Origin of the sequence: Streptomyces torulosus (assembly GCF_001419765.1) — a bacterium.
Taxonomy (GTDB): Bacteria; Actinomycetota; Actinomycetes; order Streptomycetales; family Streptomycetaceae; genus Streptomyces; species Streptomyces torulosus.
This window is the reverse complement of record NZ_LIRK01000516.1, coordinates 1-8680: the sequence shown is the minus strand read 5'-3', so window position 1 is coordinate 8680 and position 8680 is coordinate 1. Positions and strand designations below refer to the sequence as shown.

Sequence of the window (8680 nt, the reverse complement as noted above, 5' to 3'; positions counted from 1 at the left end):
GCCACGGCCAACCGTGCACGAGGTCGTTAGGCCCATCCCGTCAGCGTGTAGACCATCCCGCCGATCCACGCGAGCCCGGCGATGAGGGCGAGCAGCAGCCCGGCCGTGACCGCACGCTCGACGGGCTGGCTGGGGCTGGCGGCGGGCTTCGGGGCGCGGTGCGTCGTCATGCGGACCAGCCTGCCGATCATGACGACGCGCCGGTATCCGTACTCGTACTCAGGTACGAGCCCCGGTCGTACTCACATGCGCGCCCCGAGGGCTCAGCCGGCCGCCTCCCGCAGGGCCCGGCGGCAGAGGGCGTCGGCGTGCCGGGTCGACTCCGGGACGCGGTAGGCCGGGGTCAGGGCGAGGGTGTGGGCGCAGGCGTTGTCGAGGGTCACGCGATGGCCGACCGACACGAACACGGGTTTGACCCCGGTGCGGGTGCGCAGCGCGCGGCCCACTTCCTCGGTGCCCGATCCGGTGGCGGCGAGGAGGGGCGAGGCGCTGCCGCGCGGGGTGCCGGGGGCGTCGTAGGTGAAGGTGAACGGGTTCTTGGCGACACCGATCGTGGGGAGCCCGGTGAGGACGCCGAGGTGGCTGGCGAGGCCGAAGCGGCGGGGGTGGGCGAGGCCGTAGCCGTCGCAGACGACGAGACCGGGGTCGCACGGCAGCGCGTCGAGGGCCGCGAGGACGGTCGGGATCTCCCGGAAGGCCAGCAGGCCGGGGACGTACGGGAAGGAGACCTGTCCGATCGCCGTGGCCTCGGCGACCACGTCGAGGGTGGCCGCGTCCAGGACGACGGCCGCCGCCGCGACCACGTCCCGCTCGTCGTCGTACGCGACGTCGACGCCGGTGACGTGTCCGGTGCCGGGCGGCGGCCCGGTCTCGTCGAGGACCACCTGGCCACGCAACTCGTCCTGCACGGCTCGGGCTTGATCGTCGGTGGCGGGCCAGCCCGCGGGGATGCGTACGGTCGTCATGGTCCGACGAGCGTACGCATCCCCGCCGTCAGCACGCTGCCCAGGGCCGCTCGGCTACTTGTCGAGGGCGCGCTCGAGCTGGCTCTTGTTCATGTCGGAACGGCCGCGGATGTTGCGCCGCTTGGCCTCCTCGTACAACTGGTCGTACGTGGGCCCCTCGGACCCGCTGTGGGAGCGCTGCCCGCCCCGCTTGCCGGACGACATGTCCTGCGTGGACGTACGGCTCGCGGTCTTGGACTCGCCGGACCGGGCGCGTTCCTTGTTGACCGTGCGGGCGGCGATCTCCTTGGCGCGCGACTCGCTCTCACCGCGGTCCTCGGCACTCTCCTTAATGTGCTCGTACTGGCGTTCCCGCTTGGGGCTCGAACCGCGTGGCATGCCGATCACTCCCTTCGTGACGCGTACACCGCACGGGTATCCCGGCGGGCGGGATCCAGTCCCGGCGCCCGTCCTCCACCGGCCGTCCCGTCAGTTCTCCAGCCGGGCCACGCGTCCCTTCTCCCCGGCGGCCCAGCAGCCGCGGTCGGGGGTGCAGTCCACCGTGTCGTACGAGCCGGTGTCGACCGTGCGCCAGGTGCGGCCGCCGTCGGTGGTGAGATCGGTGCCGGTGGGGCCGACGGCGAGGGCGGTCGTACGGCTGTACGGGAGCCAGGCGACGCCGGAGCGGTAGGCGGGCGGTGGTTGCGCGGCGGGCGTCCAGCGGCGCCCGGCGTCGCCGGTGGTGGCCGCCGCGCTCGGGGACGGCTGGTCGGCGCGGTAGTCGCCGCCGACGGCGATGCCGTGGGCCCGGTCGCGGAAGGCGAGGGCGAAGACACCGCGGGCCGGGTCGCCCGCCGGGACGGGGGTGTCGGTGGCCGTCCAGGTCAGGCCGCGGTCGGCGGAGTGCAGCACACGCGCGCGTGCCGCTCCGCCGGTCGCCAGCCAGACATCGCGCCGGCCCGAGCTGACCAGGCACTGCCCGCTCGCTGCGAAGCCCGCCTCGCCCTCCAGGGCCGGGGGCATGCCGTCGTTGGGCAGGACGTTCCAGGAGCGGCCGCCGTCCTCGGTGGACAGGATGCGGAACTTCCCGTCGACCGGGTCGCTGATGGCGAGCCCGTGGCGCGGGTCGAAGAAGGTCAGGCAGTCGTAGAAGGCGCGCGGGTCGGTGTTGCGGAAGGTCTCGGTCCAGGTGGCGCCGCCGTCGTCCGTGCGGTACACGCGGGAGGACTCGCCCTCGCCGATGGCCAGAACGACCGCCCGGCGTGCGTCGAACGCCTCGATGTCCCGGAACTGCAGATCCTGTGCGCCGGGCGGTGACACCGTGCGCCAGTGCTCGCCCCCGTCCCTGGTCCGCAGCACGGTGCCGCCGGTGCCGGCCAGCCAGGCCGTGTTCCGGCTGACTGCGGCCAGCCCGCGAAAGCGCACGTCAGTGCCGGTCTGCTTCAGTTCCCAGTGCGGTGGCCGGCCGTCCCCCTGTGCCTGCGCGGGCACGGCCAGGGCGGCGGCGAGCGCCGTCGCGGCCAGTCCCGTCGTCATCGTCCGACTCGTCCGGATCCTGCTTCTCGACTGCCCCAAGGCCCTCATGGCGGGCGAAGCTAGCCGACCCCCCGGGCGCCGTCCAGATGGCCTCGGCGGGAACCGTGGGGCCGCGTCCGGTGTCCTCACGGGTATGCCGGGACCGCCGGACGAGAAATGGATCACTTCGGTGATTGGAGTCGGTGACAGAGGTCACTCGAAGCCCGCGTGCACGCATCGGCCCGATCCAGCGTCTCTTCACATGCCCGGCCATGCCGTCCGGAGTCCGTCCAGCCGTCACAAGGGAGCAAGGCGTTGTCCACCGTCATCGAGCAGCCCGTCGAGGCCCGTCTCGTCGCCGCCGCGCCGCGGATGCCGAGCATTCCCGCAACGCTCCACTACGACCGGAGCGACCCGTTCGCCGTCCGTATGACGTTCCCCGCCCCGGCGACGCTGGAGGGTGTCGAGGTCTGCTGGACCTTCGCCCGTGAGCTCCTGGTGACCGGTATGGACGAGGCCGTCGGCCAGGGGGACGTCCGTGTCCGCCCGTACGGCTACGAGCGGCTGGTCATGGAGTTCCACGCGCCGGAGGGCACCGCCGTCGTGCACGTCCTCGCCGGTGAGGTGCGCCGCTTCCTGGACCGGACGACCGAACTGGTGCCCCTCGGCCTCGAACACCACCAGGTCGACCTGGACCGCGACCTGGCCGAGCTGATGCGGGACGCCTGCTGAGACCACGCCTCCCGACGCCGCCCCGACCGTGCCGGGGGCGGCCGGTCCGGGTGCCGATTTAATCCGTTGACACCCCCAGAACGCCCTCCTACCTTGTACAGCGGTCCTGTTGCCGTCGATTGGAGAAGGACGTTGCTCGTCTGAGGTCCTGAGACACCGCGTCACACATCATCGCCGTATCCCGGCTTCCTGTGTGCGTTGCGTGCGACCTCGGCGTACGAGCCGTCCCCCCGGCAGCGGGCCTTCTTCCGGCCCCGCCCCAGCGGGTTCGCCCTCGCCTCGCAGTGTCGCGCTCGCGGTGTCCGCACGCGTTGCCCCGACCACCGCAAGCAACCGCGAGGCCCTTATGTCTACTCCCCTTTCCCTCACCTGCACGTCCCTGTCCTTCGCCTGGCCCGACGGCACGCCCGTCTTCGAGGACCTCCAGATCGCGTTCGGCCCCGGCCGGACCGGGCTCGTCGGGGTCAACGGGTCCGGGAAGTCCACCCTGTTGAAGCTGATCGCCGGGGAACTGACCCCGACCGACGGCACGGTCCGGGTGGCCGGCGAGATCGGCTACCTCCCGCAGAACGTCACGCTCGACACCGCGCTGCGCGTCGACGAGGCGCTCGGCATCGCCGCGACCCGCGCCGCGCTGCACGCCATCGAGGCGGGCGACGTGGCCGACGAGCACTTCGCGGCGGTCGGCGACGACTGGGACGTGGAGGAGCGCGCCCTGGCGACCCTCGGTCAACTCGGGCTCGGCCACATCGACCTGGACCGCACGATCGGCGAGATCTCGGGCGGCGAGTCGGTGCTGCTGCGCCTGGCCGCGCTGCTGCTGCGCCGCCCGGACGTCCTGCTCCTCGACGAACCCACCAACAACCTCGACCTGTACGCCCGCCGCCGGCTGTACGACGCCGTCTCGGCGTGGTCCGGGGTGATGATCGTGGTCAGCCACGACCGCGAACTCCTCGACCTGGTCGACCAGATCGCCGATCTGCGCTCCGGGGAGGTCACCTGGTACGGCGGCAACTACTCCGTCTACGAGGAGGCGCTCGGCACCGAACAGGAGGCGGCCGAACGGATGGTGCGGGTCGCCGAGGCCGATCTGAAGAAGCAGAAGCGCGAACTGGTCGACGCCCAGGTGAAGCTGGCCCGGCGCAAGCGGTACGGCCAGAAGATGTTCGAGCAGAAACGCGAGCCGAAGATCGTCATGGGTGCCCGGAAACGGGCCGCCCAGGAGTCCGCCGGCAAGCACCGCATCATGCACGAGGAGAAGCTCGCCGAGGCCAAGGAGCGGCTCGACGAGGCGGTGGAGGCCGTACGGGACGACGACGAGATCCGCGTCGACCTGCCGTCCACGGCCGTACCGCCGGGCCGCACCGTGCTCACCGCCCTGGACCTGCGGCTGCGGTACGGGGCCAGGGTGGACGGCGGCCTCGATCTGCGGGGCCCCGAGCGGATCGCGCTCGTCGGGCGCAACGGGGCGGGCAAGACCACGCTGCTGCGCACGATCGCGGGCGAGCTGGAGCCGGTGGGCGGCGAGGTGCGGGCGCACGTTCCGCTGCGGTTCCTGCCGCAGCGGCTCGACGTCCTCGACGACGGACTGACCGTCGCCGAGAACGTGGCCCGGTACGCGCCGGGCGCCACCAACAACCGGGTGCGGGCCCGACTGGCCCGCTTCCTGTTCCGGGGCGCCCGCGCCGACCAGCCGGCGGCGACGCTGTCCGGCGGGGAACGCTTCCGGGCGGCCCTCGCCGCGCTGATGCTCGCCGAGCCCGCCCCGCAGCTGCTGATGCTGGACGAGCCGACGAACAACCTGGACATGGCGAGTGTGCGCCAGCTGACGACGGCACTGGAGTCGTACGAGGGAGCCCTGATCGTGGCCAGCCACGACCTGCCGTTCCTGGAGTCACTGGGCATCACCCGGTGGCTGCTGCTGGAGGAGGGAGGCCTGCGCACCACGACCCCGGAGGAGTTGGGGACGACCGGCTGATCCCGACGGACCATCCCTGCCGTGGGATGCCCGGTTCCGGCTACCGCCGAGTATCTCAGGAGGGGCACAGCCTGGGTGCGGGGGTTTTGTCCTGGTGGGGCGGGGCTGCATGATGGCGGACCGGCGTCGCTTCACGGGCGCCGGAAAACCCTCGTTCGATTCGGAGTCCCACACGTGCCCAGCAAGAAGGCCCTCGTCCGTCGTCCCAGCCCCCGCCTGGCAGAGGGCCTCGTCACGCACATCGAACGCGCGGAGGTGGACGTCGACCTCGCGGTCGAGCAGTGGGAAGCGTACGGGGAGGCCCTGCGCACCCACGGCTGGGAGACCATCGAGGTGGACCCGGCCGACGACTGCCCGGACTCGGTCTTCGTCGAGGACACGGTGGTCATGTACAAGAACGTGGCGCTGATCGCGCGCCCCGGCGCCGAGTCCCGGCGGGAGGAGACCGCCGGGACCGAGGAGGCCGTGGCCGCGCTCGGCTGCTCGGTGAACTGGGTGTGGGACCCGGGCACACTGGAGGGCGGCGACGTCCTCAAGGTCGGCGACACCGTCTTCGTGGGCCGCGGCGGACGCACCAACGCGGCCGGGGTCCAGCAGCTGCGGGCGGCGTTCGAGCCCCTCGGGGCGCGGGTCGTGTCCGTGCCGGTGAGCAAGGTGCTGCATCTGAAGTCGGCGGTCACGGCGCTGCCGGACGGCACGGTCGTCGGGCACATCCCGAAGATGGACACGCCGTCGCTGTTCGGGCGCTTCCTGCCGGTGCCGGAGGAGGCCGGGGCGCACGTCGTGCTGCTCGGCGGCGACAAGCTGCTGATGGCGGCGAGCGCGCCGAAGACCGCGGAGCTGTACGCCGACCTCGGCTACGAGCCCGTCCTGGTCGACATCAGCGAGTTCGAGAAGCTGGAGGGCTGTGTGACGTGCCTCTCGGTGCGCCTGCGGGAGCTGTACGCCTGACCGGGTGATCGCCTCACCGTTCCGGCCCCTGGACCTGCGCGTCCAGGGGCCGTTCGGCATACCCGCTCGCCCGGCGCAAGGCCTTTCTGATCAGGGGTCTTTACCGCGCGCTTAACCCACGTCTTCATAACCTACGGATACGTAGCCTACGATGCCGTAGGTTCAGTCACGCGCGCGTGACCGCACATATGTTCATCCCCGGTCGTCCCCCTGGAGCCTCTGTGTCGCTCACTTCTCCCCTTCTCGGCAGCCCGTCCTCCGACTGGACCGACGCGCGGCTGCTGTACGCGCTGGAGGAAGTCGTCGAGAAGGAGCTCAACCGGCATCTACAGGTCGCCAAGGACTGGATGCCGCACGAGTACGTGCCGTGGAGCGACGCCCGTAACTTCCCCGGCCTCTTCGAGGACGGCGAGGCATGGGAGAAGGAGCAGTCGAAGGTCAGCGAGATCGGCCGTATCGCCCTCGTGGTGAACCTGCTGACCGAGGACAACCTGCCCAGCTACCACCACGAGATCGCCACGCTCTTCGGCCGTGACGGCGCCTGGGGCACCTGGGTGCACCGCTGGACCGCCGAGGAGGGCCGCCACGGCATCGTGATGCGCGACTACCTGCTCGCCTCGCGCGCGGTGGACCCGGACAAGCTCGAAGAGTTCCGCATGTCCCACATGGGCGAGGGCTTCGAGTCGGACAACCGGCACTCGATGCTGCACACGGTCGCGTACGTCGCTTTCCAGGAGCTGGCCACCCGCGTCTCGCACCGCAACACCGGCCACCACTCCGGTGACCCGGTCTGCGACCGCATGCTGGCGCGCATCGCGGCCGACGAGAACCTCCACATGATCTTCTACCGGAACCTGCTGAAGGCCGCGTTCGAGTTCGCCCCCGACCTCACCATGCAGGCCGTCCGCGACGTCGTCGTGAACTTCCGCATGCCCGGGCACGGCATGCCCGGCTTCGAGCGCGCCGCCGCGCAGATGGCCATCGGTGAGGTCTACAACCTGCGTATCCACCACGACGACGTCCTCGCGCCCGTCATCCGCTTCCTGAAGATCATGGAGATCGACGGCCTCGGCCCCGAGGGCATGAAGGCCCAGGAGGAACTCGGCCTATACATGGGCGGCCTCGACGCGGAGGCCCGCAAGTTCGACGAGAAGCTCGCGGCCCGCAAGGCTCGGATGGCGGCCCGCGGGAAGGCGTGACCCCCACACCGGACGCGGCTGACGCCGGGTGGACGGAGACCCGTCACCCGGCGTCAGCCGCGTCCGGCGCGCCGCAGGTGCAGTCTCTCCTTCTCGGACAGGCCGCCCCAGACGCCGAAGCGCTCGTCGTTGGCCAGGGCGTAGTCGAGGCAGGCGGTGCGCATCTCACACATACCGCAGATGCGCTTGGCCTCCCGCACGGAGCTGCCGGGGTCGGGAAAGAAGAAGTCGGCCCCCGTCTGCGCGCACAGCGCCCGCTCCTGCCAGGCGATGTCGACCGGGGTGATCGTGTCCATGTGCATGGAGAGGATCGTGCCGGTCGACGAAAAACGTTCGATCAACGCCGCATCAACACGGCGGCCCGGACCCTTGATGGTCCCTCCGGAGAGCCTCCCCGCGCACGGCGGCGCGCGGAGGTACGTGGCCCGCGTCGGCCGACCCCTCTTCGGTGACCACTCCGTCGACCGAGCCCCGGCCGGAGCGCCCCGGCGATTGTCAGTGGGCGGTGCGAGACTCGACAGAAAGGCAGTGGGACCCCTCACGGACCCCTCGGAGGAGGGCCAGGATGCTCACGACCCGTTTTGTCACCGGCGCCCCGAACTGGATCGACCTCGGCACCCCCGACATCGAGGGAGCCGCCGCGTTCTACGCCCATGTCTTCGGCTGGGACTTCCGGTCGGCCGGCCCCGAGATGGGCGGCTACGGCTTCTTCCAGCTCGACGGCCGCACCGCCGCGGCCGGGATGCAGAACCCCCCGGAGCAGGGCCCGCCGTCGTGGAACGTCTACTTCCAGTCGCCGGACGCGGACGCCACGGCCAAGGCCACCGAGCAGGCGCACGGCTCGGTGCTGATGCGGCCCATGGATGTGGCGGAGGAGGGCCGGATGGCCATCCTCGCCGACCGGGCGGGCGTCCCCTTCGGTATCTGGCAGCCCCGCCGCACCACGGGCCTCGGTGTCGTCATGGACCCCGGTTCGCTGTGCTGGGTGGAGCTGTACACCCCCGACCTGCCGGCCGCCGCCGGGTTCTACAACGCGGTGTTCGGCTGGGAGACCTCGGCGATGGACTTCGCGGGCGGCAGCTACACCTGTGTGAACCCGGCCGGCAAGGAGGAGAGGGACATGTTCGGCGGCATCGTCCCGCTGGACGCGGACCCCACCGAGGCGGAGTCCGGACCGTACTGGCTGCCGTACTTCGAGGTCACGGACACCGACGAGACGGTGCGCAAGGCCCAGGAGCGCGGCGGCGGCGTCCGTATGCCGGCGACGGACCTGGCGGGCGTGGGCCGCGTCGCCAAGCTGACCGACCCGTACGGGGCCCGCTTCGCGGTGATCAAGAGCGCGCCGCCGCCGCGCTCCTGGG

10 protein-coding genes are annotated in these 8680 nt (G+C 71.5%); 5 read left to right on the top strand and 5 right to left on the bottom strand.

Features of this window, described 5'->3' with window-relative positions:
• Nucleotides 1-26: 26 nt before the first annotated feature.
• The 4 genes from mmpA to AOK23_RS31690 form a co-directional block, all read right to left on the bottom strand.
• Entirely contained in the window at nt 27-170 is a 144-nt protein-coding gene (mmpA, locus tag AOK23_RS48640) for a morphogenic membrane protein MmpA (RefSeq protein WP_169800355.1), read from the bottom strand.
• Between the two features lie 93 nt (nt 171-263).
• Nucleotides 264-965, bottom strand: a complete 702-nt coding sequence (locus tag AOK23_RS31700; protein WP_055716005.1) for an endonuclease V — start codon at nt 963-965, stop codon at nt 264-266.
• 54 nt (nt 966-1019) lie between these two features.
• On the bottom strand, nt 1020-1343 hold the full coding sequence (locus tag AOK23_RS31695; RefSeq protein ID WP_055716006.1) for a hypothetical protein: 324 nt from the start codon (nt 1341-1343) through the stop codon (nt 1020-1022).
• A 90-nt stretch (nt 1344-1433) separates the two neighbouring features.
• Nucleotides 1434-2480 (bottom strand): WD40/YVTN/BNR-like repeat-containing protein, encoded by a 1047-nt coding sequence (locus tag AOK23_RS31690; protein WP_055716004.1) that lies wholly within the window; start codon nt 2478-2480, stop codon nt 1434-1436.
• A 294-nt stretch (nt 2481-2774) separates the two neighbouring features.
• On the opposite strand from AOK23_RS31690, the gene ssgD reads away from it, so the two are divergent.
• The 4 genes from ssgD to AOK23_RS31670 all read left to right on the top strand — a co-directional run bounded on the left by ssgD (nt 2775) and on the right by AOK23_RS31670 (nt 7319).
• Entirely contained in the window at nt 2775-3191 is a 417-nt protein-coding gene (gene ssgD / locus AOK23_RS31685; RefSeq protein WP_055716003.1) for a spore wall synthesis regulator SsgD, read from the top strand.
• 346 nt (nt 3192-3537) lie between these two features.
• Nucleotides 3538-5169 (top strand): ABC-F family ATP-binding cassette domain-containing protein, encoded by a 1632-nt coding sequence (locus tag AOK23_RS31680; protein WP_055716002.1) that lies wholly within the window; start codon nt 3538-3540, stop codon nt 5167-5169.
• A 174-nt stretch (nt 5170-5343) separates the two neighbouring features.
• A complete protein-coding gene (gene ddaH, locus AOK23_RS31675) occupies nt 5344-6120 on the top strand; it encodes a dimethylargininase (protein ID WP_055716001.1) in 777 nt (258 codons plus the stop codon).
• A gap of 188 nt (nt 6121-6308) precedes the next feature.
• Entirely contained in the window at nt 6309-7319 is a 1011-nt protein-coding gene (locus tag AOK23_RS31670) for an acyl-ACP desaturase (RefSeq protein ID WP_420823769.1), read from the top strand.
• Between the two features lie 53 nt (nt 7320-7372).
• On the opposite strand, the gene AOK23_RS31665 is transcribed toward AOK23_RS31670, so the two are convergent.
• The gene (locus AOK23_RS31665) at nt 7373-7621 is read right to left on the bottom strand and encodes a WhiB family transcriptional regulator (protein WP_206336341.1); all 249 of its coding nucleotides are present in this window, start codon (nt 7619-7621) and stop codon (nt 7373-7375) included.
• A 263-nt stretch (nt 7622-7884) separates the two neighbouring features.
• Between AOK23_RS31665 and AOK23_RS31660 the strand changes: the two genes are divergently transcribed.
• Nucleotides 7885-8680 (top strand): VOC family protein (locus AOK23_RS31660; RefSeq protein WP_063791441.1); only part of this gene is annotated, 796 nt, incomplete at its 3' end.